The sequence below is a fragment of the Priestia sp. YIM B13486 genome, from assembly GCF_042787865.1.
Taxonomy (GTDB): Bacteria; Bacillota; Bacilli; order Bacillales; family Bacillaceae_H; genus Priestia; species Priestia megaterium.
Window position 1 is genome coordinate 80,465 of the sequence record NZ_JBHZOZ010000009.1, and the last position, 22,318, is coordinate 102,782.

Annotated in this window: 27 protein-coding genes; 10 read left to right on the top strand and 17 right to left on the bottom strand. The window is 39.5% G+C overall.

Going from position 1 to position 22,318, the window contains the following annotated elements:
* Positions 1-11: 11 nt before the first annotated feature.
* The gene (locus ACFX4G_RS20915) at positions 12-302 is read right to left on the bottom strand and encodes a hypothetical protein (protein ID WP_016765164.1); all 291 of its coding nucleotides are present in this window, start codon (positions 300-302) and stop codon (positions 12-14) included.
* Between the two features lie 122 nt (positions 303-424).
* Here ACFX4G_RS20915 and ACFX4G_RS20920 point away from each other — a divergent pair, with 122 nt between their 5' ends.
* A complete protein-coding gene (locus ACFX4G_RS20920) occupies positions 425-613 on the top strand; it encodes a hypothetical protein (protein WP_013058545.1) in 189 nt (62 codons plus the stop codon).
* A gap of 86 nt (positions 614-699) precedes the next feature.
* Positions 700-981, top strand: a complete 282-nt coding sequence (locus ACFX4G_RS20925; protein ID WP_028414975.1) for a hypothetical protein — start codon at positions 700-702, stop codon at positions 979-981.
* A gap of 50 nt (positions 982-1,031) precedes the next feature.
* On the opposite strand, the gene ACFX4G_RS20930 is transcribed toward ACFX4G_RS20925, so the two are convergent.
* On the bottom strand, positions 1,032-2,507 hold the full coding sequence (locus ACFX4G_RS20930) for a glycoside hydrolase family 32 protein (RefSeq protein ID WP_377576605.1): 1,476 nt from the start codon (positions 2,505-2,507) through the stop codon (positions 1,032-1,034).
* A gap of 327 nt (positions 2,508-2,834) precedes the next feature.
* Here ACFX4G_RS20930 and ACFX4G_RS20935 point away from each other — a divergent pair, with 327 nt between their 5' ends.
* Complete coding sequence (locus ACFX4G_RS20935; RefSeq protein WP_013058548.1) at positions 2,835-3,308, top strand: YtxH domain-containing protein; 474 nt, start codon at positions 2,835-2,837, stop codon at positions 3,306-3,308.
* Between the two features lie 43 nt (positions 3,309-3,351).
* Here the strand turns inward: ACFX4G_RS20935 and ACFX4G_RS20940 are convergent, their stop codons facing one another.
* The 3 genes from ACFX4G_RS20940 to ACFX4G_RS20950 all read right to left on the bottom strand — a co-directional run bounded on the left by ACFX4G_RS20940 (position 3,352) and on the right by ACFX4G_RS20950 (position 4,891).
* Positions 3,352-3,690, bottom strand: coding sequence for a hypothetical protein (locus tag ACFX4G_RS20940; RefSeq protein WP_097823154.1), 339 nt, complete (start codon positions 3,688-3,690; stop codon positions 3,352-3,354).
* A gap of 195 nt (positions 3,691-3,885) precedes the next feature.
* Positions 3,886-4,146, bottom strand: coding sequence for a hypothetical protein (locus tag ACFX4G_RS20945; protein ID WP_016765166.1), 261 nt, complete (start codon positions 4,144-4,146; stop codon positions 3,886-3,888).
* Positions 4,147-4,282: 136 nt separating this feature from the next.
* Positions 4,283-4,891 carry a hypothetical protein gene (locus tag ACFX4G_RS20950; protein WP_013084537.1) on the bottom strand — a complete coding sequence of 203 codons (609 nt, stop codon included), beginning with the start codon at positions 4,889-4,891 and terminating at the stop codon, positions 4,283-4,285.
* A 174-nt stretch (positions 4,892-5,065) separates the two neighbouring features.
* Here ACFX4G_RS20950 and ACFX4G_RS20955 point away from each other — a divergent pair, with 174 nt between their 5' ends.
* Complete coding sequence (locus tag ACFX4G_RS20955) at positions 5,066-5,431, top strand: DUF3221 domain-containing protein (RefSeq protein WP_016765167.1); 366 nt, start codon at positions 5,066-5,068, stop codon at positions 5,429-5,431.
* A gap of 11 nt (positions 5,432-5,442) precedes the next feature.
* Here ACFX4G_RS20955 and ACFX4G_RS20960 read toward each other — a convergent pair whose 3' ends face one another.
* From ACFX4G_RS20960 to ACFX4G_RS20985, 6 genes are all read right to left on the bottom strand, one after another.
* Positions 5,443-6,375 (bottom strand): patatin-like phospholipase family protein, encoded by a 933-nt coding sequence (locus ACFX4G_RS20960; RefSeq protein ID WP_043978484.1) that lies wholly within the window; start codon positions 6,373-6,375, stop codon positions 5,443-5,445.
* A 127-nt stretch (positions 6,376-6,502) separates the two neighbouring features.
* Positions 6,503-8,413 (bottom strand): ABC transporter permease, encoded by a 1,911-nt coding sequence (locus ACFX4G_RS20965; protein WP_318331440.1) that lies wholly within the window; start codon positions 8,411-8,413, stop codon positions 6,503-6,505.
* Positions 8,400-9,167, bottom strand: a complete 768-nt coding sequence (locus tag ACFX4G_RS20970; protein ID WP_377576610.1) for an ABC transporter ATP-binding protein — start codon at positions 9,165-9,167, stop codon at positions 8,400-8,402. Before ACFX4G_RS20970 ends, ACFX4G_RS20965 begins: the two co-directional genes overlap by 14 nt.
* Positions 9,164-9,520 (bottom strand): hypothetical protein, encoded by a 357-nt coding sequence (locus tag ACFX4G_RS20975; RefSeq protein WP_377576613.1) that lies wholly within the window; start codon positions 9,518-9,520, stop codon positions 9,164-9,166. The genes ACFX4G_RS20970 and ACFX4G_RS20975 overlap by 4 nt, the downstream gene beginning before the upstream one ends.
* A gap of 87 nt (positions 9,521-9,607) precedes the next feature.
* Positions 9,608-10,642, bottom strand: a complete 1,035-nt coding sequence (locus ACFX4G_RS20980) for a sensor histidine kinase (RefSeq protein ID WP_377576616.1) — start codon at positions 10,640-10,642, stop codon at positions 9,608-9,610.
* 1 nt (position 10,643) lies between these two features.
* Positions 10,644-11,315 carry a response regulator transcription factor gene (locus ACFX4G_RS20985; RefSeq protein WP_377576620.1) on the bottom strand — a complete coding sequence of 224 codons (672 nt, stop codon included), beginning with the start codon at positions 11,313-11,315 and terminating at the stop codon, positions 10,644-10,646.
* Positions 11,316-11,639: 324 nt separating this feature from the next.
* Between ACFX4G_RS20985 and ACFX4G_RS20990 the strand changes: the two genes are divergently transcribed.
* Positions 11,640-12,458 carry a squalene/phytoene synthase family protein gene (locus ACFX4G_RS20990; RefSeq protein WP_013058559.1) on the top strand — a complete coding sequence of 273 codons (819 nt, stop codon included), beginning with the start codon at positions 11,640-11,642 and terminating at the stop codon, positions 12,456-12,458.
* Positions 12,459-12,493: 35 nt separating this feature from the next.
* On the opposite strand, the gene ACFX4G_RS20995 is transcribed toward ACFX4G_RS20990, so the two are convergent.
* On the bottom strand, positions 12,494-14,443 hold the full coding sequence (locus ACFX4G_RS20995; protein ID WP_377576623.1) for an FUSC family protein: 1,950 nt from the start codon (positions 14,441-14,443) through the stop codon (positions 12,494-12,496).
* A 156-nt stretch (positions 14,444-14,599) separates the two neighbouring features.
* Positions 14,600-14,860: a metal-sensitive transcriptional regulator gene (locus tag ACFX4G_RS21000; protein ID WP_013058561.1), complete on the bottom strand. Its 261-nt coding sequence runs from the start codon at positions 14,858-14,860 to the stop codon at positions 14,600-14,602.
* 292 nt (positions 14,861-15,152) lie between these two features.
* On the opposite strand from ACFX4G_RS21000, the gene ACFX4G_RS21005 reads away from it, so the two are divergent.
* Entirely contained in the window at positions 15,153-15,527 is a 375-nt protein-coding gene (locus ACFX4G_RS21005; RefSeq protein ID WP_223269005.1) for a NucA/NucB deoxyribonuclease domain-containing protein, read from the top strand.
* 35 nt (positions 15,528-15,562) lie between these two features.
* Positions 15,563-15,970: a competence protein ComJ gene (comJ, locus tag ACFX4G_RS21010; RefSeq protein WP_377576626.1), complete on the top strand. Its 408-nt coding sequence runs from the start codon at positions 15,563-15,565 to the stop codon at positions 15,968-15,970.
* Between the two features lie 101 nt (positions 15,971-16,071).
* Here the strand turns inward: comJ and ACFX4G_RS21015 are convergent, their stop codons facing one another.
* From ACFX4G_RS21015 to ACFX4G_RS21030, 4 genes are all read right to left on the bottom strand, one after another.
* Positions 16,072-16,662: a CPBP family intramembrane glutamic endopeptidase gene (locus tag ACFX4G_RS21015; RefSeq protein ID WP_377576629.1), complete on the bottom strand. Its 591-nt coding sequence runs from the start codon at positions 16,660-16,662 to the stop codon at positions 16,072-16,074.
* 396 nt (positions 16,663-17,058) lie between these two features.
* Positions 17,059-19,377, bottom strand: coding sequence for an RNA polymerase recycling motor HelD (helD, locus tag ACFX4G_RS21020; protein WP_043978457.1), 2,319 nt, complete (start codon positions 19,375-19,377; stop codon positions 17,059-17,061).
* A gap of 244 nt (positions 19,378-19,621) precedes the next feature.
* A complete protein-coding gene (locus tag ACFX4G_RS21025; protein ID WP_016765178.1) occupies positions 19,622-19,747 on the bottom strand; it encodes a hypothetical protein in 126 nt (41 codons plus the stop codon).
* A 139-nt stretch (positions 19,748-19,886) separates the two neighbouring features.
* On the bottom strand, positions 19,887-20,402 hold the full coding sequence (locus ACFX4G_RS21030) for an enoyl-CoA hydratase/isomerase family protein (protein ID WP_377576632.1): 516 nt from the start codon (positions 20,400-20,402) through the stop codon (positions 19,887-19,889).
* Positions 20,403-20,644: 242 nt separating this feature from the next.
* Between ACFX4G_RS21030 and ACFX4G_RS21035 the strand changes: the two genes are divergently transcribed.
* The 3 genes from ACFX4G_RS21035 to ACFX4G_RS21045 all read left to right on the top strand — a co-directional run bounded on the left by ACFX4G_RS21035 (position 20,645) and on the right by ACFX4G_RS21045 (position 22,296).
* Positions 20,645-21,013, top strand: coding sequence for a winged helix-turn-helix transcriptional regulator (locus tag ACFX4G_RS21035; protein WP_013084552.1), 369 nt, complete (start codon positions 20,645-20,647; stop codon positions 21,011-21,013).
* Between the two features lie 15 nt (positions 21,014-21,028).
* A complete protein-coding gene (locus tag ACFX4G_RS21040; protein WP_274154959.1) occupies positions 21,029-21,628 on the top strand; it encodes a CGNR zinc finger domain-containing protein in 600 nt (199 codons plus the stop codon).
* A gap of 113 nt (positions 21,629-21,741) precedes the next feature.
* Positions 21,742-22,296: an HPP family protein gene (locus ACFX4G_RS21045; protein WP_230184457.1), complete on the top strand. Its 555-nt coding sequence runs from the start codon at positions 21,742-21,744 to the stop codon at positions 22,294-22,296.
* The last annotated feature ends 22 nt before the right edge of the window (positions 22,297-22,318 follow it).

The window sequence follows — 22,318 nt, forward strand, 5'->3', positions numbered from 1 at the left end:
ACTCCTATTCATCAACCAGCGGCTACATAAATCAAAGCAGCTAATATGTTCGGTACTGCAATAGCTCCAAATCGTTTTGCATCTTCAACTCGGCTCACCTTGCGCGTCTTTTTGGCTGAAAAGAATGTGCCTGTACTTCCTAGCACGATACTATCAATAAGGTATGCCAAAGCTAAAACCAGTGATACTGCTCCCATTGTGCCTGACACAAAATAGAGATAGCTCCACTTTTCTGTAAAAGCAGCAAGGGCAAGAACAATCCCTACCGTCACGATACCTGCTATAAATCCTTTTTTAATCATTGCATCCCTCTTCCCTTCCTGCCCCTTAAATTTTACCATATACTTCTTTTTTGTAAGATATCTTACATTTCACTCTACTATACTCCCACCTTATGGTAAAATTAGTAAGAGAGGTGGTACATGTGAAAAAACGTCAAGGAATCACGCTGCTTTTATTTATACTCGGAGCAGCCTCTATTTCTTTTGGGATGGCTTTAAAAAATATCTTTCCTTATTCCCCTGCAGCCGGGTGGATTTTAGGAACACTGCTTTTGTTAGGAAACTCGTTTTATACGAGAAGATACTTACATAGAAGGTCAATTAAGAAGTAAATATCCGCCCTGAGCCGTATATACAAACCTTCATTCGGTTATGGTAAAATAGATAAGCAAAAACTGGATGTAAGGAGATTTTGAGTTTGAAAACAGGATTAATATCTGGCATTATATCTTTAATTATTGTGATTATCATTTCTATTACAGCAGGCAACTGGCAGTATATTTACTATATTTCAGGCCCTCTTGGCATATTACTTACGGCAATTGCACTCGTAACCTTACTGGACACATTTCGATTTGAAACGAGAGGACCTTACTTTACCCCGGTCCGGCAGCGAGAGGATACCGAATGGATGAAACGTTTTATTATTGCAGCTGTCCCTCATTTAGTTGCTTCATGTATTTGTATCTTATTTTTATAGAAATCAAAAAGCCAATGAATGATCTTCATTGGCTTTTCTTTTTTATTATGTTAAATACCGCGCGACATACCGTAATAATCAATACGGTAATCCACAGCCCCTTCTGCAAATACATTTACAGCTGATTTGGAATCTTTTTTCGGGAATACCCGGGAAGTGAAGACAATTTTGCCGCCGTTTATATAAATTTCGACGATGCTTTTGTCGACAAATACGCGAACATCAACTTCATTTGACGCTGTCCATTTTTCAGAGCGAACCACACCGTATTCCGTTGCATATTGATGGTGGAATGAAGAACGGTCGAGTCGCACTTCTTGCTTTTCTGTATCAAACACGAGGCGAAGCTCTTCTTCTTTACTATTAAATAGCTCTAAACCAAACTGTTTGGCCCCTATCTCGCGGAACGTCATATTGATTTCATATGCATTGTTTGTTGCTTCATCAATGATCACTTCTTCATTTTTTAGCGTTCCTCTAAAATGAACCGCTTGATCTCGAAGCTTATGTAACTCTTCTACAGGCTTTTGAACAAGTTCATTTCCTTCAAGCGAAAGCTCACGAGGAAGCGTTAAGGCATGGGCCCATCCGTATTCGTCTGACGGATAGTCAACGTCCGGGTTTCCAATCCATGCAAATAGCAAGCGACGTCCGCTTTCATCTTGGAACGTTTGCGGTGCATAAAAGTCAAACCCTTTATCAATTTCACGGTAATACTCCATTTCAAACGTTAAACTTTCTACATCAAATGTTCCCACCGCGTAAATCACATTATAAATATTATGAAAATCGTGGCCATCCGCTTTGATTCCTTGCGGCGAAAAGACAAACACATCTTTTCCGTCCAGTTTAAAGTAATCTGGGCACTCCCACATATAGCCAAAGTCTGGAAGCGATGTTTTAACTTCGCCTTTAAATGACCACTGAAGCACATCGCTTGATTCATACACAATTAACGCGCCCGTTTCGTTTTCACGCTGAGCGCCTAGCAGCATATAATATGTATCATTTTCTTTCCATACTTTCGGATCACGCACATGTCCTGTATACCCAGCAGGAACACCTTGCACCGCTGGATTATGCGTGTATTTTTCCACACTTCCATCCCTGTTTAGCATCGCGATACATTGATTAGCTGAACGTGAGCCGTCTTCGTATTTTACATTCCCCGTATAAAACAGCAGCCCTTGACCATCTTTTTCAATCGCGCCGCCTGAGTATGCGCCGTGCGATTCATATTCTTCCGTTGGCGTTAACGCAACCGGAAGGCGTTCCCACGTTACTAAATCCGTAGATTTCACATGAGCCCAGTGCTTCATTCCATGCATCGCACCGTACGGATACCACTGATAAAACACATGATATTCACCGTTTAATTGAATCAATCCGTTTGGATCATTCATCAGCCCGTACTGTGGATGAATATGATAAATCGGCTGCCAGGTGTCTTTGATTGCTTTGTCTTTTAATGCTTCTAACTCTCCAGATTTTGCTTCTAAAATCGTTCTGTACTTCGATTCAGCCATTTCTTCAATCCCTCCAGCATCTAAAAAAAGAGAACGTATTCTCCTTGCCCTCTATGATATAAAATTTTAAGTGAAAATGCTACCAAAGAACGAATGTTGTCGTTTTCTTGTGTCGGATTTTATAGATAAGTTTTTTTCTGTTTTTATAGCAGAAAAGAAGGTTTTTCTGTCAGGTGGTTGAATACTATATACAATCAAATTTCACCAGCCTGTACGAGCGTCCGACGGCACTTGCACATTTTTTTAGCGAATCATTTGCGTTTTACAGGAAGTATTCAACAAAATGGTAAACCCTTCATATTACATATTATAAAAGGAGGAAATGTCATGACAAAAGAAAACGTAAAAGAAACAGTGGGTAAAGAAACAAAAGGTGGAAGCAAAGAGTTATTAGTCGGCACGTTAGTAGGCAGCGTAGTCGGTGTCACAACAGCTTTACTAGTAGCGCCAAAGTCTGGAAAAGAGCTGCGTGCTTCTATTCAAGACGGAGCGAATCAAGCACTTGCTAAAACAGGTCAAGTGAAAGAAACGGTATATGCAAAAGGCCAAGACCTCAAACAGCGCACGGCCCGCCTTTCACAAAAAGTCTCCGAACAATCTTCGCAAGTTGTCAACAAAGTGAAATCTCTGCGCACTGCTAAAGAACAGCCGCTTGCAGAAACGGCTGCAGCAGAAGAGCTTGAAACGACAGAAATCGTTCAAGATCCTGTTCTTGAAGCTGAAGCGGTGCAAGAAGAATTAAATACAATTACGCAAGAAGTAAGTGATTTAGAACAATCTGTCGATGAAACAAGACGTTAATAACAAGCTGTAGAGATATCTCTACAGCTTTTATGTATATTCGCTATCCTTCCTTCCACCCTTCAAAAAAATAGCCTCCGTACGGACACGGCTCTGATTCCGGCAGTTCTTCATAACGCTGTCCGCTGTAATACTTCGCCAGCACAATCTTAGGCTTAAAAGCCGCTACTCCTTCACTGTCTTCTTTCCCCGCTCCGCTTTCTCTCATCAAACAAAAAATATCCATTCCCGCAAACTCTCCGTACCCTTGATAGCACGACTCATAATAAACTTTACCAGGTATCACCAAATAGCACTCCCGCTGCCACGACGGCTGTTTACTGTAGACACTCGCAATACTTATTCCACTCACTGCACACTTCCAGCTGCAAATTCCAACCATACAACGCCTCCAACGACTTGATAGTCTATTCATCTACAACTTTTGATGAAATCAAACATCCGTTGACATGTACAGAATTTTATCCTCCACCAAAAACCTATACTACCAGATATCCTGTCCCCTTGACTTCACCCCAAAAGTGCTACATCGATAGAAATAAAAAAGGTCTGATAAATCGACCATTTCTGGTGATTATCAGACCTCAAGTTTTTCTGCATTTGAGCGGCTTATTTGCTGTTCAAGCGATTTAGCTAGCAGTACGATTTCATGATCTACATATTTTGTTTTGATTTCTTCGATTTCCATTAATGTTTTAGAAAAGCTTTCTGCATTATTTCCCTGTCTGTGCTGCACATCTTTAAAGAAATCAAGCAGTGCCTCGTTAGACTGCGTTGGACGGCTAAAATCAATCGTGTACATTTTGTACCCCAGTGTTAAATTTGTTGTAGTTGTCATAATTATTTCCCCCATTCTTCCTATAGTGATATATCTTCTACTCTTTACCCTTTAATTCCTTCTTTTTAACCTAAATTAATTATTTTTTTCAAAAAAACTTCCTATTATAAGAAAAAACACCCTTATAACAAGGATGTTAGAGTATTCTTCCCTTCGGTACAATTCCAGATGCAAAGTCATCTTTGAACTTAAAGCTAGCAGAATTGTTTTCCGTTAGAAAATGTATTTCCCATTTAAAGACCGGATATTCGGGCTTGTACATTTCGACTTTCTGATCGGGATTTTCTTCTAATCTTGCAATTACTCGTTTGAATCCTTCATATGCAATCCACCAATCGCTTCCGGTTTCATCGGTAATAAAACAAATAGAACCGTCAATTAAATGAAGGTTTTGCTTGATATCATCAGCATTTGTAAAATACGCATTTCCAAACGTTTGAAGACAATGATCGCAATAACCTGCTTTGCCTCCATCTTTATAAATCCAGTGCGCAATTGGTTCACTGCAGTCTTTACACGTATTCGTCACTTCTTGGAGAAATGTTTTTCCGCTCCACTGTTCCTTTTCATCTTCAAAAACGGTCCATACTAAATAACTTTCCGTTTGCTCTGAAATAAAAAGGCGAAACGGCTCGTCTCGATGCCAAAAGTGAATATTTTGTTCATCTGATTCTTCAAAGTCAATGACAAAATTATCTCGTTCTAATATATGTCGAATAACGTTGGTTAAAAAGGTAACATCCATATAAGGACCTCCCGTACTAAGCGTGACTTCTAGTAAAAATAGCGTTTATGAGTTAAAACATATCATGCGTGCTGAAATAACGTCAACGATTACCTCTTGCTTTCTCCGAAAACTGGAAAAGAAATGGTCAAACGCGTTATAATGGTAGTCATGTTGAAACGGAAAGGAGATTTTATGAAGTTTACCGTTCAATCAACTGCACTTTTTCTTCTCTTTTTTATTTGTTTAAGCGGCTGTTCTGATAATGCCGAGCAGTCAAAAAAGCCGGCCGGCTATTTAGTTCAAGGGCGCATTTTAGAAGTGAAACAGGATGAAATTCTTATTGCAAACGTCATTCCGCGAGATACTGCGCTTGACTATACAACAAAAGAAATACTTGGTTCTAGCGATGTACAGCCTATTTATGTAAAAGTTTCGGATGATCAAACATACAAAAAAGGACAGCTCGTTAAAGCATGGCTCAAGAAAGACAAAAGCGTTCAGTATTCCGTTCCGGCAAAAGGCGAAGCTGTTGAAGTCAACATTTTAAAACAGCCGTAGAAAAGCTCCTGTTACGGGAGCTTTCTTCGTGTCAGCTGCCGTCCGGTCCGATTCATTTTATGCTGTTCAAAATCCCACTTTTCTAAAAAGCGCTTTGCTGATATATAACCAGATTCATATAAAAATTCGATTTCTTCTTCCTTTAAGGCAAAATCCGTTGCCGTAATCACCCCCGTTGGAATTTGCACCGTTCGTTCTCTTGTCTCCGCGTTCAAATACCGTAAATCATGAGCTTGCAGCATCGTGGTAAACATACTTTTAAATAGATGCACTGGCGTCGGAATAATAGCGGCTGTATCAATTTCTTCTTTTACAAATCGAAAGCCAAACGTCGGGAAACGCGGATGCTCCGTATCAAACAGCCAAATCGGAAAATTGCTTAAAAGCGCCCCATCGACAATGTATGACCTCTTGAACCCTTTGGATTTCCAGATGACGGGACGAAAGAAAAAAGGAATGGACGCACTCATCATCACAGCTTGTGAAATCTTCATGTCGCTTGGCTGCATTCCATATCGTGGCAAGTCGTCAGGCAGCACAAGCATCTGTCCGTTCGAAATGTCTGAGGCAATAATTTTCAGCTTATCTGCCGGCAAATCCGCAAACGTTTCGATTCCTTTTTCACGCAATAGACCATACACCCATTTTTCTAAATAATCATTTTTATAAAAGCCTAAATGAACCATCAGTTCAATCAAGTTTCCAATCAGAGGAATTCGGTTAATGATCGTTTTCCCGCGAAACTTAGCATAGTCCATGTTTTGAAGCTCTCTGCGAATTTCACCGCTTTTATAGCCGCTCGCTAAAAGTGCCGCAATTAACGCTCCCGCTGACGTACCTGCTAGACGCTGCCATTCTACATTGCTTTCTTCCATCGCTTCAATCGCACCCGTGAATGCAATTCCTCGAACGCCTCCCCCTTCAAATACAGCATCTGCTTTCACATTTTCCCCTCCAATACAACTCTCTACTTTTTATATACCCTTTTTTTATATTCAGGGTTTCATTACTCTATACCTTTTATTTTCCCAACAAAAAAAGACTGTTTCTTTGATCGAAACAGTCTTTTCTTTACAGTCGCTTTATTACTATTCGGTAGTAATTCATTGTCAGCCAGTAGAAAAAGAAATAAATAATCCCGTATACTGCATCCGCTATTAAAACAGGGACTATCAGACTTTCACCGGTTAGATTCGTAATGACGTTCAGCGCAAATAGACTGTGCAAGATACCAATTACTAAAGGCAAACCAAACGTAAACAGCTGCTGCTTTCGAACGGCGCTCATCATTTGAGACACTGAAAACCCAAGCTTACGCAGGACTTCAAATCTTTTGCGCTCTTGTTCGGCTTCGGAGATTTGCTTAAAATAAATAATACTGCCCGTTGCCATCAAAAAGACGAGCCCTAAAAACCCTCCAATAAAAATAAACAATCCTTTACTCATTAAGCCTGCCTGAAACACATCATAGTATGAAGTACGGCTTTCGCCAGCTTCTTTTGCGATTTGATGATAGTTCTTAGTAAGTTCATTTTGTTTGTTTCCATCATCGGTATTAAATACGTACACCGCTTGCTTTTGTCCAGCTTTTAAAAGCTTGTTAAATGTATCGTGGTTGACTACAAACTGATAGCCGGCACTGTCAGAATCAAGAATGAGCAAAGGCTCGGATTTAACGACTTTTAAAGCAAGCTGTTCTGATTTGCTCAGCTCCACAGCTGCGGTTTTACCTGTACTAGGTTTAAACACTTTTCCTTTTGCCATTGAATCAAAAATGACGGTTTCGTTTGCGCTTAGCTCAGGGACCGAAACGCCATTCTTACGTACTTCTTCTTCATCTAAAAAGCTGATTTGTTCCCTATCTTTATAGTAGCCCGATGTAATAAATCGAAAATCCGATAAATCAGCAGAGTGCTTCACGATATGATAGACGTACCGATTTGATTGGATATCTAGCTCATCCAGTACATCCATAAATTCTTGCGCTGCTTTTTTGCTGTGCAGCGTATAGTCATAAGGCTGCATGCTTCTGGCGTCGGCTTTTGTATTGTAGTACGAGGAATACGTCACACCAACTGCTACAAGTGTAGTAGCCGACAAAATCGTAATTAGGGTTAACACTCGTGCATTTGCTTTAATTCGATACATCATAGTAGAAACGCTTAGCATATTTGCAAACGAATAATATCGGTTTGCATGCTCTCGGTAAAGCCCCATCAGCCACTCAATTGTGGCTTTAAAAAGTAAAAATGTACCGAAAATGACCGAGAACAGTACAACGGCTACAATTAGAAAAAACTTAGGTGTCACAATGTTTCCAGATGAAAGGTAGTATCCGTAGCCAACGAGTAAGATACCCAGTCCTCCCACTACAATTGAGCGTTTCGAATTCATTTTATTTACGCGTTCACTTTTGCTTTCTGCTTGAAACAGATCTAATAGCGTATAGCGGTACATAATAAAATAGCCTTGAAACGATATAAAAATGGTAACAATCAAAAACACTACGGCTGTTTTTAAAACCGCTTGAAAAGAAAATGTGAGCGTAATCGAAAGCGACAGTCCCATAAGCTTTAGTAAAAACAGCACAAACAGCCTTGAAAACACGGTACCTAGTAAAATACCGACCACCAAAGAAAAAATCCCCAGCAGCATATTCTCATAAAAAATCATTTTTCCAATCGTACGTTTTTCAATGCCGACTAAATGATACAGTCCGAGCTCTCTCTTACGCTGCCTGATAAAAAATGAGTTTGTGTACCAAATAAAGACAACAATAAAGGTAAGCAGAACGTAGTTTGAAGCATTAAAAATGCCCTGCAGCCTCAGCTCTTCTCCAATAAACTTTGAAATCGATTGGTCGTACTGAAGCGTAGCAAACACATAGTACACAATAATACTAAAAATCATTGAAAAGAAATAAAGGCTGTACCGGCTAATATTTTTGCGCATATTCTTTTTAACAAGATCAAATACGGTCATAGCCTTCACCGCCTAATGCGCCTTGAATGTTCATAATTCGTTTAAAAAATGCTTGTCTCGTTTGTTCGCCTTTAAACAGCTCCGTGTAAATTTGTCCGTCTTTAATAAACAGCACACGGCTGCAGTAGCTTGAAGCCAGCGGATCATGCGTCACCATAATAATCGTGGCACGGTCTTCTTGATTTAATTGCGACAGCTTTTCAAGAAGGCTTGAAGCAGCTTTGGAATCAAGAGCTCCGGTAGGTTCATCGGCGAAAATAACAGCTGGATTCGTAATCATTGCTCTCGCTGCTGCAACGCGCTGTTTTTGTCCGCCAGAAATCTCATACGGATACTTATCCGCCAGCTCATAGATGCCTAGTCGCGTTGCGGTGTCTTTAAGCTTCGCTTCCATCTCTTTCTTAGACATTTTTGTAACCGTAAGCGGCAGAAGAATATTTTCTTTTACCGTTAACGTATCCAATAAATTATAATCTTGAAAAATAAACCCTAAATGATTGCGTCTGAAAGCAGACAGCTTCTTATCTTTCATGAGCACCACGTTTTCTCCTTGAATCCATATCTCGCCATCGGTGGGACGGTCAATCGTTGAAAGAATGTTCATCAGCGTCGTTTTTCCCGCTCCAGATGGTCCCATAATACCGACAAACTCTCCTTCTTCGATTGTAAAATCAATTCCTTTTAGCGCTTCGTATACATTTCCTCTTGCTCCAAACGTTTTAGTTACATTTTTTCCTTCAAGAACAATGCTCACTTTCCCTCCTCCTTTCGTTCTTTTGTAGGCCACACGCTTTTCACTCGCTGCGGCAGCTCATTCTTTGTTATAATGTCATATTTCCGAACTTCATTGCCTCGAACGAAAAGGTCAATAACCGTTCCTTCTTTTAACTGTTTAATCGTTGTAAATGTTTGAAACGTTGTTTGTCCTTTTCCGTTTATCACTGAAATTGTATATTGAACTCGTCCATACTCATCCACTTTTTTTGCTTCTTTTGGGATAATCCCGTATTGATGCTCCGTTGCGGCTTTTTGATAAATCTTTATTCCTCCTATACCTGCTCCTACAACCAAAAGCAGAGCTAAAAGGCTAATCCACTTTCGCTTCATGTACCTTCCCTCCTTGTGTATAGCTCTATCTTACTTTGAAACGAGGAAAGATTCGTTTGAAGCAGATGACAATCTCAGCGTGCAATCTTACATTTTTGAAAGGTTATCAAAAGAATTCAGTTTGTAGAAGGTCAGGATCACCGTGGTGCCTTCGTGTAAAAGTGAATTCACTTCTATTCGATGGCCAAGAGCATCTGTAATTTTTTTTGAAAAATACAACCCTAGCCCCGTAGCCCCCTTCGTTTTTCTTCCCGCATTTCCTGTGAATCCTTTTTCAAAAACCCGGGGAAGATCTTGAGTTGGAATCCCTTTTCCTTGATCAGTGATAAATAACTTTACGTACTTTGGCGTTTCTTCACTAAAAAAAGAAAGCTTTCCTTCTAGAGGGCTATATTTAATGGCGTTAGACAGCACTTGCCTCACAACAAACTGCACCCACTTTGGATCAGTGTGCACCAGTATGTCTAGATTTTTTTCATCAATATGCAGTTTCTTTTCAATACACCATTTTGAGAAGTACGCAACGTTTGGAAAAACAAGTTCGCTTAGCGACACTGCCTGCACCTGATAATCTTTTTCTAAGTACTGCAGGCGTGCAGAATATAAATTCTGATCTACTAATCCGTCAATTTTCATCCACTCATCTTCAATATCCTTTAGCCAAGGCCATTTATAAAGCTCTGTACGATGAGCATTAATAAGCAGCTTCATCGCAGTAAGCGGCGTCTTGATCTCATGAACCCAAGTCGTTACATATTCTTGCTGCTCTCGCTGCTGTACGTGAAGAGCATGAGTTTGTCTGCGATACACACGATCTATATGCTGCAGCAAACTCAGCATATCTTCATCTGCTTTTGTTCGAACATATGGCTGCATTTCTTGCAAATCGTACGCATCATTCCGCAGCATTAAGCTCAACTTTTTTAGAAATCTTCTTTCTTTTACTCCTCTCCATAAAAGAAACAGAATCAGCAGACACAGCGTTAATAGATTCAAATACCAAAACGAAGTGGAGGACACCTTAATATCATACTCAAGCAGCAGCAGAGCATCGATTACACTCAGCCATATAAGAACAAATAAAATCCAGCTTAGTCTCTCTCTTAAAAAACTTTTCCACATCTTAATTCACCAAATATCCTTGGCCTTTTTTGGTCACAATTTTATCATTCAGCCCGATGTCTTCCAGCTTGGTGCGAATGCGTGTGATGTTGACAGAAAGCGTATTGTCACTTACAAATTTCTCATCTTCCCATAACCTTCGCATAAGCTCTTCTCGCGATACAATCTTGCCTCGTTCTTCCAAAAGAAGCCGTAAAATAAAAAATTCATTTTTCGTTAAATGAATTTCTTGATCGTTGTAATGCAAACTTCCTTTTTTTAAGTCTAGCACCGCGCCGTTCCACTCGATAACGTCTGAAATCGTATCTCCATATGAATACGTTCTGCGCAGAAGGGCCTGCACTTTAGCAACAAGAACATCCAAGTTAAACGGCTTTTGAATATAGTCATCTGCCCCAACATTCATTGCCATAACAATATCCATTGGATGTTCACGAGAGGAAAGAAAGACGATAGGAGTTTTTGAAACCGTACGTATTTGCTGACACCAGTAAAACCCGTCATATACAGGCAAATTCACGTCTAAAATAACAAGCTCTGGGCTTTCTCCAATAAATACTTCCATTACCTTTTGAAAGTCTTCTACTCCAGCCACTTCAAATGACCACTGTTCAAATTTCTCTTTCACTAATTCATATATTTTATCATCGTCTTCTACAATTAAAATTTTCATACATTCACCTCTGTATTGTCCGATATATTATGTATAACCCACTGTTGAATACTTTCTTAAAAGCTCATCTAATTATTAGCATGACAGCAATTTTCTTAAAAATAAACCATTTATTTCTGTAAAACGAAGACTGAACGAGTATTATCGTAGTGTAAACTTGTATATGTTACAAGTTTCCCTGTACAAATACTACAAAATAATGACAATATCGTTAATAAGTAATCTTTAAACTCCATTAAATGCTCATTTTTTGTTACTATAGTATATAAGATGAAAACTTAAACTAATTTGACATGTGGATATGTAAAAAGGAGCTAGTTATCAATGAGTGTACCCAACAAATTACGCGACAACGCAATGGTGATGTTAAAAGAGACAAGCCGAACATTTTTTATTCCAATTAGCCACTTGCCGGCAGAATTGCAGGATGCAGTAGGATCTGCTTACTTATGTATGAGGGCAATTGATGAAATTGAAGATCACCCTGAGCTAGAAGCCGGTGTAAAAAGCCGCTTGCTTTACGCCATTAGTGACCTGTTAAAAAAGTCTTTTAACGAAGACGAGTACATGGCATTAGTAGGTCCTTATCAAGCTGATTTACCTGACGTAACGCTTCAGCTCGGCAACTGGATTGCGCTTTGTCCGACTGGAGTTGCAGATCAAGTATTAGATGCAACTTCTATTATGGCCAAAGGAATGGCCGATTGGGTAGAAAAAGACTGGCATATTCAAAATGAAGCGGATTTAGATGACTATACGTTCTACGTAGCTGGTCTAGTAGGTGTGATGCTTAATGACATTTGGAAATGGTATGACGGCACGGAAACAGACAAAGAATTAGCTATTGCGTTTGGACGCGGCTTGCAGTCTGTTAATATCCTGCGTAATACCTCGGAAGATTCAGAACGCGGAGTCAGCTTCTTTCCTAACAATTGGAGCAGAGAAGATATGTTTGCCTACGCTCGCCGCAATCTTTCACTAGGAAAGAAATATTTAGAAGATGTCAAATCGCTTCCGATCCTTCATTTCTGTAAAATTCCGTTAGCGCTTGCTGATGGAACATTAAACGCCTTGATGAAAGGAAAAGAAAAAATGACGCGTGACGATGTAAATAAAACGGTAAATGAAGTTGTGGATATGTAAAAACAAAAGCACGGAGCCCCTGGGTTCCGTGCTTTTTATATCTCTACCTGCAGACTTTCATATAAAGCGACTATTTCTCCTTCAATAATAGGGTAGTGTTTCAGGGTCGGAACACTTGAAAGCTTTGGCGCTCGTTTTTGCTCAGCTGCTGCAGCTAGCTGAGCAAATGTTTCCTGAAGCTCTCGTTTCTCCGTTTCTAACAGCTCATATCCTTCAAACGACGCAAGAAGCATATAACCTAACTGCTGTGTAGCGACAACTGCAGGCCACAACCCTTCTAGTTTGACGGCCGTTTTAGAATATTCTCCAATCACATTATCGTACAGGGCCCGAAGATTAACGAGTTCTCCTTGAAGCTTATTTCTTTCTCGTTTAATTCTTTCTTCATCTTGTTCGGTGCTTAGCATTTCTAAAAACTGTCCTTCTTTTCGTATCACATCTCCCAGCAAATATGGCAAACGAAGTGAAGAAGCTCGTTTAAAAATCAATACCGTGCCGACTACTCCAATAACAGAACCAATGACAATATCAATCACTCGAGCAGACGTAAAGTAGCTAATCGCTTTATCTGGATGACCGCTTTCAGCAATTAAAAGAGCATTTGGTGTGATAAAGAGCGTGCCGAGCGCGTAGTTTTTAACAATTACAATTTCAATCGTCGACTGAAGCACAAAGACAATGAGCGCAATGACGATTCCCGTTGGTTCAAGCATCAGAATCCCGGTTCCAATTAAAATACCTAAAATGGTTCCCACAGAGCGCTGAATACCTCGTTGAACCGTTGCACGAACGGTTGCTCCAAGCATCACTCCCGCGCACGTAAGCGGAATCCAGTAAGACCTTGGAATATTTGTCGTATAGGCAACGGCTGCGGCGATGATCATAATAATTCCGTAGCGCAAAGCATTTTTAAGCACATAAGAACGTTTGTGAAAAGCAGCTTTTAAGCGTGTTTTTACGCTGCCTTGTGAAAATTGAATATACTCCGTTTCTTTTAATTCTTTCATTTGAAGAACGTCATTTACATCCAATAGCAATGTACGCAGCTCTTCTTTGATGGACAGCTCTTCAATTTCTTCTCGAACGTCTCGAATTTTTTTATGCTTTTTTAACGTGGCCATTTCAGATGCGAACGTTTCAATCACCGCCTGTGCTTTTTTAGAAACAGCTGGATTAAAATCGTTCGCAGCGGCCATCACAAAGATAAACAGCCCTTCGGCTTTTTGATTTAATAAAAACAGACGATGCGCAAACGATGATTTTTTTCGATTAATTTTCGCTTGTTTCATCGCTGTTTCCGCTGCTCGAAGCTCGACAACCGTTTTATGCTGCTCGGCGTGAAATGATTCCGTACCAAGAGACCCGACAAATGAAGCTAGCTGCCTGTACGCTTTCGCCACAGCGGCAGTTTCAGGTCCGCGCGGGTTAATAAGCCAGCCGCTCATGCTAATACACCAAGATAGTGTCCCTCCTAAAAAAACGAGTCCTGCGTGCAAAAAAACAGCCTGCAAATTCGGCGCTGGAATGCTCGTGCTCACAGCAAATGAAAGGACAAAAAACATGGCAGAAGGTCCTGGAATTTTTAACGCTCCGAAAACATAAACCGATACAGCTCCAATAACACCAAATAAAATAGTTTTCATCCAAGCTACGTCAGCAAATAACGAGCCGAGTGTAAAGCACAGTGTAACGCCAAGCAAAGCTAAAAATAACTTAACAGCACGCTGCGCATAAGGCTCATCTTTTGTATACAAATATGTAAAGCCGCCAATGCTTGCAATGAGTCCGTACTGCAAATGATCAAACAAAATCCCTATCAAAATCGGCAGGCTTGAAGACAAGCCTGAGCTGATTCCTCTTACCCACGGAGAAGAAGCGTGGTTAAAGCGAAAAGCGGCTTTGATTCCCGGCGCTTTTGGAGAAGCCTCAATTTTATGATGAATTTCCGTATGATTATATGCTGGTGACTTTTTGTCATCACTCACCTTGACCTCCTCCTTTCTCTCCATATATCTTTCCTGTTCTTAAAACGAGATAAACCTAAAAAACCGCTGTTCCTATCCGTATTGTGTTTAGGAACAGCGGTTTTTATCCTTGTGAGCAGCGTACAGTAAAAACAAAAAGCAGATGAAACGAATGTCTCATCTGCTTTTTACTAACAGCTCTACTGCTTCTTTTACTAAGTTTTCGGTATTCTCGCCTTTTTCAATGCTTTCTCTTACACATTGTTCAAGATTGGTGCTGACAATAACACCCATCGTGCGATCAATTGCGCTTCTGGCTGCTGAGAGCTGTGTCACAATGTCACGGCAGTCTTTTCCTTGTTCCATCATATTTAAGACACCTTTTAACTGACCTTCAATACGTTTCAAACGATTTTTAACTTGCTTATCATATTCCATCATACTACTACCTCCGCTCATGCATGATTGCGCTTCTTGCTTTTAAGCTGTACGCAAGAAGTAAATGTATACACAACTTTATACCTATTAGGGTATGATGTCAAGTAAAGGAAGTTTAACATAAATGTTAATACTTGTTTACAACGTATTTATTGTCCTGTAATCTAAACTTAGCAATCTGACAGTATAGTTAAGCTGTAAAAACGACTTACACTGGAGGTTTGAGATGGCTACATACGGGAAAAAATTAATGGCAAGTCTATTCATTATCATGGCATGTATTTTAGGGTTTATGGGGCATGCGGCTTTTTTAGCTCCTGAAAAAACGGAAGCTGAAGTAAATTATGATGCGACACTTTATTTTCCGTTAGACCGATATCCTGAAACGGGTGATCATATTCGTGACGCGATTGCCGCTGGGCACTCTTCCGTTTGTACAATTGATCGCGACGGTGCTGAAGCGAACCGAGAAGAATCCCTGAAAGGATATCCGACAAAAACAGGTTATGACCGTGATGAATGGCCAATGGCTATGTGCGAAGAAGGCGGAGCAGGAGCTGACATTCGCTATATTTCACCTTCTGATAACCGCGGAGCCGGCTCATGGGTTGGAAACCAGTTAGAACAGTATCCAGATGGTACACGCGTACAATTTATCGTTCAATAATAGCAGAACAAGCTTTACTTTGAAGAGGTGAAATCATGAAAACAAAATGGAAAGAACAAGAGCTAACCATGTCTTATCATCAGTTTACGCTGTTTCAAAAAGGACAGCCAAAGCCCCATCACGACTGGAGCGATGAAGGTATTCAAAAAGGATATGTCGCAGACGATAAAGCTATTTCATTTGAAGCCGTATCAAACACCAAAGCCATTATTGAAGTATGGGTAAACGAAACTCCAGACGCATCAAAGGCTGAAAAGACCACTCGCCTTCCTTTTCACGTCGAAAGCGATGGGATCGAAATCAAAAGCGTCCTATCTGAAACCTTAAGCTATGACATTCCAAACGGGTATTATTACGTCACATGCCTGACTATTCCTCTTCAAGAAAAAACAAACTCTGGCCTTTATCTAGTGAAGTATTTGCTGCATTTTGAAAGTCAATAAAAAGCAGGCAGCCTACTGTAAACAGTTCAGGTAATATACAACAGTAATAACTCATAAAAGCTCAGAGCGATATATAGCTCTGAGCTTTTTGGTGCAAGATGCTAAAATATCCATCCGTTAAAAACCATACCTAAATTAATAATAAAATGAAAAACTATGGCTGGGTATATGCTTTTCGTCTTTAAAACGACAAATGCATAGAAAAGCCCACCAAGAGAAAAAAGTAAACTCATGATTACAGGAATTCCTATTGATATGTGCAAAAGACCGAATCCAATACTCGTAATGAAAACAGCATAAAGAGTGGAAAGATTACTCTTTAAATGAGATAACATGATCCCTCTCCAAAGCAACTCTTCTAAAATAGCGTTTATAACGGAGAATACTATACCGTATATGACGAATGATTTTGTATAGCTTATATCTTCAACGAACAGTAACGGTACAAAGATTGTAGCCAAACCAATCAGACCAAACATTAAAAAGTACGTTAGCTTAATCGAATGATATGGCATCACTATACGTTTCTGCCAGTCTGGTAACGATGCAAAAAGAAATACCTTCTGTTTGGACAACAAAATGGAAAGCAATAGTCCACCTATGATGAACAGAAGTAAAATTCTGTTTACAATGATTTTCATCTCTTTAGATAGATCCCATTCAATGAAATAATTGCTTCCTATTTGAAACATACATGTTCCTATTAAAAAGAATAGAAAAAGAGAAACCGTTGAACGATATTTAGAGGTTAAAGCATAGATAAAAAGCATGCCTATGATGGGCAACATTCCCGCAGCAAATAACTTATAAGAAAAAAGAACAATCCCGAAGAAAAATAAACTTATTATAAGGATGAGTAATACATTTATTCGTAAATATTGGATATAAAACTCCTCCTTTCACTGTCCTTCTGATTCGTTTTATAGTAGCGGAAATTTAACCAAACAATTTTTATTTAAGCAATGAAAATAAGCTGAATCCGTTTAAATAAAAAAACGAGGACAAAACCTTTGCGATTTCATCCTCGATTTCCTTTACTAATCCTACTGTTACTTTCTCAGATAATCAAAACACTGGCCGTCTTCTTTTTATTGTGCTTGATATTCATAAGTTTCTTTATTTGATATAAACGGGCTGATTTCACCAAGCGAGAACAGGTGCAGCTCATGCATCGCTCTTGTGCATGCCGTATAAAATAAATTACGCTCGTATTCATCTTGGTAACATTCACTCGACGCATTGTAAATGATGACGGCATCAAATTCAATTCCTTTTGCTAAGTAAGCTGGCAGAACAAGCATGCCTTTTTCAAATGAACTTGTTTCTTTTGTCAGCAGCCTTGCAGACATCGCTTCAGGAAGTGCTTGGAATGCCTGAAGACTTTCCTCAGCTGTTTTGGCAATAACGGCAATCGTTTTATAGTTTTGCTGCTTCAATTCATTAATTTTGTGTATGATTGCCTCATGCAGGTCTTGGACGTTATCTGCAGCCGTAACGGTTGGCTTCGCACCGTCTCGATTAAACGGCTCGATTAAATGGCCATTTGCCACCATATCTCTTGAAAACTCGACAATTTGACGCGTTGATCGGTAGCTTCTCGTAAGAGTCAGCGTTTCTGCTTCTTTCTCTTCGTACAGTTCGCTTGAAAGAATGGTCGGTGCGTTCAAGGCGTGCGCATAGATCGCTTGATTCAAGTCTCCAAGCAGCGTCATTCTGGCATGCGGAAACAGCTCTTTTAAAAACGCCAGCTGAAACGGTGAATAGTCCTGTGCTTCATCAATAAACAAATAGCGAATGACAGGATTAGCTTTGCGCCCTTCAATTTGATCTTTTATATATAAGTAAGGCGTTACGTCTTCATAAGACAGCTTCATGTTCATGACTCTTTGCACCGTGTTTTTAGCAGTGTCTTCCCATCCTTCTACATGTAGAAAAAGGTGACTCCTTTCAAACAGCTGCATATAGATACGTCGAATGTCGATAAATTTAAGCTGCTTGATCGCCTGCTTAATAAATTTCATTTTCTTAGCTACAACGGCCTTGGCTAAATACGCTTGTTCCCGGTCGAAATCATCAAATGAGCTTTCCGTATAGCCTTCCTTTTTCTGCAGATGCTGATAGGCCTCTACATAATCTTCTTTTTCTAAGAGCTGAATTTCTTCTTGAACCCAATCTTTTTTGCGCTCAAGTTTTTCAAGCTGATTAATGAGTTTAAGCGCCCACTCGGCTACGAGCTGCATCCTGTTAGGAATGGAAATTCCCGTATCAAGCGAATAGAAATAAGACAGCAAACGCCGAGCAGATAAAACAATTTCGCCGCGAAACTTAATGTTTTTAAAAATGATGTCTTTAGTAGACAGTTCTTCAATATACGCATCTACCTGCTTTTTAAATTCACGGCTTGCTTTGTAGCGAATTTCCTGCATTTTTTGCTTTTTTGCCGCAGCATCTTTTTCCGTTAGCAAATATTCGATTTGAACGAATAAGTCCTCCACTTCAAACTCGTTTCCTAACCGGCCATCGGCATATTGCTGAAACGTTGTTTGTTTCATATTGTCTTCTCCAAGCTCCGGAAGAACGGTTGAGACGTAGCTGTTAAAAAGCGGATTTGGTGAAAACAGCATCATGTTTTCTGCAGTCAGCTGCTTTCGGTGATGATAGAGAAGATAAGCCACGCGCTGAAGAGCCGCAGACGTTTTACCGCTCCCTGCTACTCCTTGAACGATCAGCACTTTATTTTTTTCATTTCGAATAATTTGGTTTTGTTCTTTTTGAATGGTCGCTACAATACTTTTCATTTGACTGCTTGCATTGTGTCCGAGCACTTCTTGAAGCAGCTCGTCGCGAATGGTAATCCCTGTATCAAACATGCTTTTAATTACGCTATTTTCGATAATAAACTGACGCTTTAGCTTCATCTCGCCTTTAATCGCTTCACCTGGCGTTTCGTACTGCGCTTTTCCCGGTGAATAATCATAATAAAGACTCGAAATAGGCGCACGCCAATCATAAATTAAAAACTCTTCATCTTTTTGATCCATTAAAGAGCCTACGCCCACATAAATAGCTTCTGCTTCTTTTTCACCATTTTCTATAAAATCAAAACGTCCAAAATAAGGGGATTGCGTTAATTTTTTTAATGTTTTTAATTGATCATACGCTTGTCTATGGGTAATTTCACGTTCAGCTAAAAGTTCTGCCTGCTGCTTAATGCTCGTAAATGTCTCAATCACGTCATCTGGCTCATCCATATTAACCGTAACATCGTCCCAAAACGTGCTTCGCAAATCGACAATTTCGCCTTTTACGTTTCCTACGCTTTTACCTATTTTTTCAGCTTTTTGGCTGATTTCTTCTACTACCCAATCAACTCGCTGCTGTTCTTCTGTTAAATTTTTGTCTTTCACTTATCCACACCCCTTACACACGTTACCCGATAACAAAACTTGTTACCGGGTAAAAGCGATCGTTGTTTATTTTTTTCAGAGTCTACATACTTCCCTACTGAGTTCGTAAATCCCTGCTATGTAACCATATTATGTCTTAATTTCCACCGTTAGTATACTGAAAAATAATGAACTCCACAACAAAAAGGGCTGAGAAAGTCTCAAGCCCCTTATCTTCATAGGTCGTTCCTCTACTTATTAGCTATTACTGTTTCCAAAAAGTTAGCAGATGAATGATGGCTGACACCACTTCTACCCCTTGAAACGCCAGTAAACCTGCTGCTGCCGCTGTAAACAATCCGACTACCGCTTCTTTAAAAATGAATGGCATTGATACCAGCTCCTTTGCTTATTTAAAATAAGTAGATTTGTTATCATTCTACTCCTTTTTTCAGAATTTTCAATACCTTTTTATCAACAAAATAAAATAAAAACGCTTTCACTTTATAGAAATAAAGTGAAAGCGTTTTTTAAGCTTCTTTTTCTAATGCATTCAGCGCAAGTGAATATTCTAATCCTTTTCCTTTTTGCACAACGTGCTGCACTTTGCCCATATTGCACGCTTCTTGCGCACTAACGGTCATGCCGTTTGTTAACTTGAGCTGCACAGGTTCTTCCGCAATTCGTACATCGCATGCTAAAGCTAACTCATATCCTCCGCCAAACGTAAAGTTTGTAAGAAGCGCAATCGTTTGTTTGGAGCTGCATGAAATACGCTGAAAAATCGCTCGAGCTGCTACTGCATGAATTGGCTGATAAAGCCTTCCTGTTTCTTCACGTAGGAAAGAGGTTGTTCTATGATCTCCGTTCATTTTATAGTACTCTCCCATAAATACAATAGATCCAACCGCCCCATCGTGCTGCAGCTCATTCATCGTTTCTTGCAGCTCATACATGACTTCACTGTTCAAACGATTAAGCATTGACTGATTCATTCGTACAACCGCCACATGATTTCTTTTTTCTACTTTGATAAACCTTTTCATCGTTCCTCCGCCCTTTCCCCTGTCGTCCTTTATAAATAAAGCGCTTTCAAAATATTTCGCTTTTTAATAGAAAAGTTATTTTCATAGTTTCATCATACAACAAACTCATAATTATTTCCATTACTTTTTTAATTTTCCGTCAATAATGCCCTGAATCATTTCCATTTTTTTATCAAATAAGACATGCTATAGTATAAACAGCATAAATGCAGCTGAACTCACTGATAAAAGGAGTAATCACTATGAAATACGACTTAACAAAATGGGAGCCTCACGGCTATTCTTGCCCTGTGGAAGCAGCCGTTGATGTAGTCGGAGGCAAATGGAAAAGTGTCATTTTGTATCAATTATCGAAGGAACGCCGTCGCTTTAACGAACTGCGCAGACTCATTCCTGGCGTGACGCAGCGAATGCTCACGCTGCAGCTTCGCGAACTCGAGCGCGACGGGATTATCCACCGCGAAGTCTATAAACAAGTTCCGCCTAAAGTAGAATATTATTTAACACCCTTTGGAGAAACGCTCATCCCTATTATCGAGCTGATGTTTAAATGGGGATATGATCATACCGATAAAATTGCTGAAGCGAGAATTCAAGCAGAAAAAGAGTAAGGAATGAGAAACGATATGAATAAAAGAAAAAAATTCCCTTTAATCTCCCCTTTTCTTTCACTCAATTTAGTAAATACTGAAGTCGTCAGTCATGGCCGTCGTCACGAGTTACTAAGTAAAGACCAAGATTTGTTAGACTGGCTTCATATAATGTGTGAAGAGATTCCTTCTCTTGATAAAACAATATTGACTATGTCTCAAAGTGAATTAACGGAAGTGTTACATCTTATATATGATTTTCGATTGTGTTTAAGAAACAACTTCGAATCAATAGCAGATGGAAGTTCCATTGATAATAAGTGGATATTATCTTTAGAAAGAAATATTGAAAAAGCTCCTTATGTTTTTAAAATTCATGCACAACAATTGGTACAAATCCCAATCGGGAGCATCGTAAATAAACTCTTTTCCTTACTATCATTAGATGCTTTGCAGTTAATCAGTGAAGGCCAACTAAACAAAATAAGAAGATGTAGCAACCCTGACTGTGTATTGTTATTTATTGATACAACTGGAAGACGCAAATGGTGCTCGATGAAAATCTGCGGGAACAGGCAAAAAGCGGCGCGTTTTCAAGATAAAAAGGATAGGGGTGAAAAAAAGCTTGAATTCTAATCATGAATTCAAGCTTTTTTCACCTCACAAAAACTAACCATTAAAATCATTATTTACAGGTTAATTTACAAAGAGGTAAAATGATTGAAAAATAAAGGAGGTTTTATATAAAGATGAATAGTTCACCTAAAGCGGCGGCAAAAGAAGACATTTCATACACGCAATCATATTTTTCTAAAATGATAACGACCGCGAGAAGCCCTTTAAAAATTGACGTAAAAGATGCAGTTACAGGCTTAGTCGGTGGAACGGTTAGTATTTTACTTCTAGCTATACTGACTCAGCTTACATCAAGCCCTTGGCTTATGGCCCCTTTTGGAGCCAGCTGTGTATTAGCATTTGGACTTTGGAACGCTCCTCTATCACAGCCCAGAAATATTATTGGAGGGCATTTAGTAGCGACTTTGGTGGGGTTAACCATCTATCATTTATTCGGTAATAACCCTTACACTTTAGGGATAGGAGTCGGCCTAGCCATTTTCTTTATGATGCTTACAAAAACAACTCACCCACCCGCAGGAGCAGACCCCATTGTTGTGATCTTAGGCGCTTCTTCTTGGAATTATATTATCAATCCCGTTTTAATAGGATCGATTGTAATTGTAATTGTTGCCCTTCTTATAAATAACGTACGAAGTAACAGGTCGTACCCTACCTACTGGATATAAGAAATTTGCTGATAAGAATTTA

What these genes read in the sequence shown, in the direction of transcription:
- ACFX4G_RS20965 (WP_318331440.1), bottom strand. Translation starts at nt 8,413, where the DNA reads ATGACCGTATTTGATCTTGTTAAAAAGAATATGCGCAAAAATATTAGC.
- ACFX4G_RS20945 (WP_016765166.1), bottom strand. Translation starts at nt 4,146, where the DNA reads ATGACAACTACAACAAATTTAACACTGGGGTACAAAATGTACACGATT.
- ACFX4G_RS21005 (WP_223269005.1), top strand. Translation starts at nt 15,153, where the DNA reads ATGGGGCATGCGGCTTTTTTAGCTCCTGAAAAAACGGAAGCTGAAGTA.
- ACFX4G_RS20975 (WP_377576613.1), bottom strand. Translation starts at nt 9,520, where the DNA reads ATGAAGCGAAAGTGGATTAGCCTTTTAGCTCTGCTTTTGGTTGTAGGA.
- ACFX4G_RS20980 (WP_377576616.1), bottom strand. Translation starts at nt 10,642, where the DNA reads ATGTGGAAAAGTTTTTTAAGAGAGAGACTAAGCTGGATTTTATTTGTT.
- ACFX4G_RS20990 (WP_013058559.1), top strand. Translation starts at nt 11,640, where the DNA reads ATGAGTGTACCCAACAAATTACGCGACAACGCAATGGTGATGTTAAAA.
- comJ (WP_377576626.1), top strand. Translation starts at nt 15,563, where the DNA reads ATGAAAACAAAATGGAAAGAACAAGAGCTAACCATGTCTTATCATCAG.
- ACFX4G_RS21030 (WP_377576632.1), bottom strand. Translation starts at nt 20,402, where the DNA reads ATGAAAAGGTTTATCAAAGTAGAAAAAAGAAATCATGTGGCGGTTGTA.
- ACFX4G_RS20950 (WP_013084537.1), bottom strand. Translation starts at nt 4,891, where the DNA reads ATGGATGTTACCTTTTTAACCAACGTTATTCGACATATATTAGAACGA.
- ACFX4G_RS21035 (WP_013084552.1), top strand. Translation starts at nt 20,645, where the DNA reads ATGAAATACGACTTAACAAAATGGGAGCCTCACGGCTATTCTTGCCCT.
- ACFX4G_RS20915 (WP_016765164.1), bottom strand. Translation starts at nt 302, where the DNA reads ATGATTAAAAAAGGATTTATAGCAGGTATCGTGACGGTAGGGATTGTT.
- ACFX4G_RS20940 (WP_097823154.1), bottom strand. Translation starts at nt 3,690, where the DNA reads ATGGTTGGAATTTGCAGCTGGAAGTGTGCAGTGAGTGGAATAAGTATT.
- ACFX4G_RS20955 (WP_016765167.1), top strand. Translation starts at nt 5,066, where the DNA reads ATGAAGTTTACCGTTCAATCAACTGCACTTTTTCTTCTCTTTTTTATT.
- ACFX4G_RS21000 (WP_013058561.1), bottom strand. Translation starts at nt 14,860, where the DNA reads ATGGAATATGATAAGCAAGTTAAAAATCGTTTGAAACGTATTGAAGGT.
- ACFX4G_RS21040 (WP_274154959.1), top strand. Translation starts at nt 21,029, where the DNA reads ATGAATAAAAGAAAAAAATTCCCTTTAATCTCCCCTTTTCTTTCACTC.
- ACFX4G_RS20985 (WP_377576620.1), bottom strand. Translation starts at nt 11,315, where the DNA reads ATGAAAATTTTAATTGTAGAAGACGATGATAAAATATATGAATTAGTG.
- ACFX4G_RS21025 (WP_016765178.1), bottom strand. Translation starts at nt 19,747, where the DNA reads ATGCCATTCATTTTTAAAGAAGCGGTAGTCGGATTGTTTACAGCGGCA.
- ACFX4G_RS20930 (WP_377576605.1), bottom strand. Translation starts at nt 2,507, where the DNA reads ATGGCTGAATCGAAGTACAGAACGATTTTAGAAGCAAAATCTGGAGAG.
- ACFX4G_RS21015 (WP_377576629.1), bottom strand. Translation starts at nt 16,662, where the DNA reads ATGTTTCAAATAGGAAGCAATTATTTCATTGAATGGGATCTATCTAAA.
- ACFX4G_RS20935 (WP_013058548.1), top strand. Translation starts at nt 2,835, where the DNA reads ATGACAAAAGAAAACGTAAAAGAAACAGTGGGTAAAGAAACAAAAGGT.
- ACFX4G_RS21045 (WP_230184457.1), top strand. Translation starts at nt 21,742, where the DNA reads ATGAATAGTTCACCTAAAGCGGCGGCAAAAGAAGACATTTCATACACG.